This is a genomic window from Virgisporangium ochraceum (assembly GCF_016863655.1).
In the GTDB taxonomy this organism is placed as follows: Bacteria; Actinomycetota; Actinomycetes; order Mycobacteriales; family Micromonosporaceae; genus Virgisporangium; species Virgisporangium ochraceum.
The window spans coordinates 1-1122 of the sequence record NZ_BOPH01000185.1; the positions used below are offsets into that span (position 1 = coordinate 1).

Annotated in this window: 1 protein-coding gene and 1 pseudogene; one reads left to right on the forward strand and one right to left on the reverse strand. The window is 68.9% G+C overall.

Annotation, left to right across the window (positions count from 1 at the left end; translation table 11 throughout):
• Nucleotides 1–866, reverse strand: a pseudogene (locus Voc01_RS52600) (hypothetical protein); the annotation flags it as partial.
• A gap of 42 nt (nucleotides 867–908) precedes the next feature.
• On the opposite strand from Voc01_RS52600, the gene Voc01_RS52605 reads away from it, so the two are divergent.
• Nucleotides 909–1122 (forward strand): hypothetical protein (locus Voc01_RS52605; protein WP_203935336.1); only part of this gene is annotated, 214 nt, incomplete at its 3' end.

A 1122-nucleotide genomic window follows, 5' to 3' on the forward strand; every position in this document is an offset into this window, starting at 1 on the left:
TGAACTATGCCTTGACCTTTGCGGAGTCCGGCGGCGGTTCGGAGGTCGAGCTCGGCCTGGTAATGGCGTTGGGCGTCTGCGAGTCGGCGAAGGTCCAGCGCGGTGCGTCCGGCGAAGCCGTGCAGGATCGCCTGTTCCTGCTGGCTGTCGTCATGGCCGTCTGGCCGGTGACGGGCGAGGACGTCTTCGATGATGCGGGCGAGCGTTGGCTGTTGGGATCGTTGCTGAAGATACACAGCGATGGCGTAGACCAGTGCGGCAATGGGCTGGCCGGTATCGGTGCCGTGGTCCAGTGCGCTGGTCAGGTTGGCGTACATGGCCTGTGCGAAGAGCTGCCCGGTGGCGCGCTGTTGTGGTGTGGTTCCCTCCAGCAGGGCGCGGATGTCGCCAGCGAGGGCGTGGTGCAGGCGGTAGTGCGCGTCGTGTGCGGCGGCGGCGAGGTCGGGATGGTCTGGGAGCCGGGTCCGTAGGAAGTACGGCAGGATCGGCACAGTCTCGACGACGGGAAGGACGGGATGGTCGACGCTGAGCCCGACGCGGGTGGTTTCCGCGACCGCGGCCGCCAGGTTGAGCCCGGCCAGGCTCGGGTCGATGCCGGTGATGATCTGGTGGTAGGCGTTGAGGATGTCGCCGGTGGGGATTGTGGCGGTGAACGGTGCCAGGGCCAGCAGTGATCTTTGTACGGCGGGGTCGAGGTTGCCGTGGCTGTATTCGATGGCGCGGCGGATGATGCCGGCCGGGTCGGCGGCGTCGTCGCCGTGTTTGAGGTGGGTGAGGATGTCACCCGGTGGTGTACGTGCGAGGGCGGGCAGTACCACGGTCATCGGGAGTGGGTAGCCGCCGAGGAGGCTGACCAGGTCCTTCAACGCGTCACGGTGGTCCGGGTCGGACCGGTAGCGGCTGCCGCCGTGTTCGGCCAGGATCCGTTCGACCAGCTGGGAGGTCGCCTGCGGGTCGAGGCCGGGCAGATCGTAGACGTTGGCGTCGAAGGTACCCGGGGCCAGCCAGGCCTCGTCCTGGCGGGATCCGATCAGGACCAGGGTCCGGCCCCCGCGCAGCCGTTGGAGGAACTCGGCGAGCCGGCGGCGGCCGGGCTCGTCGAGGGCGTGGGGGATCGCGGCC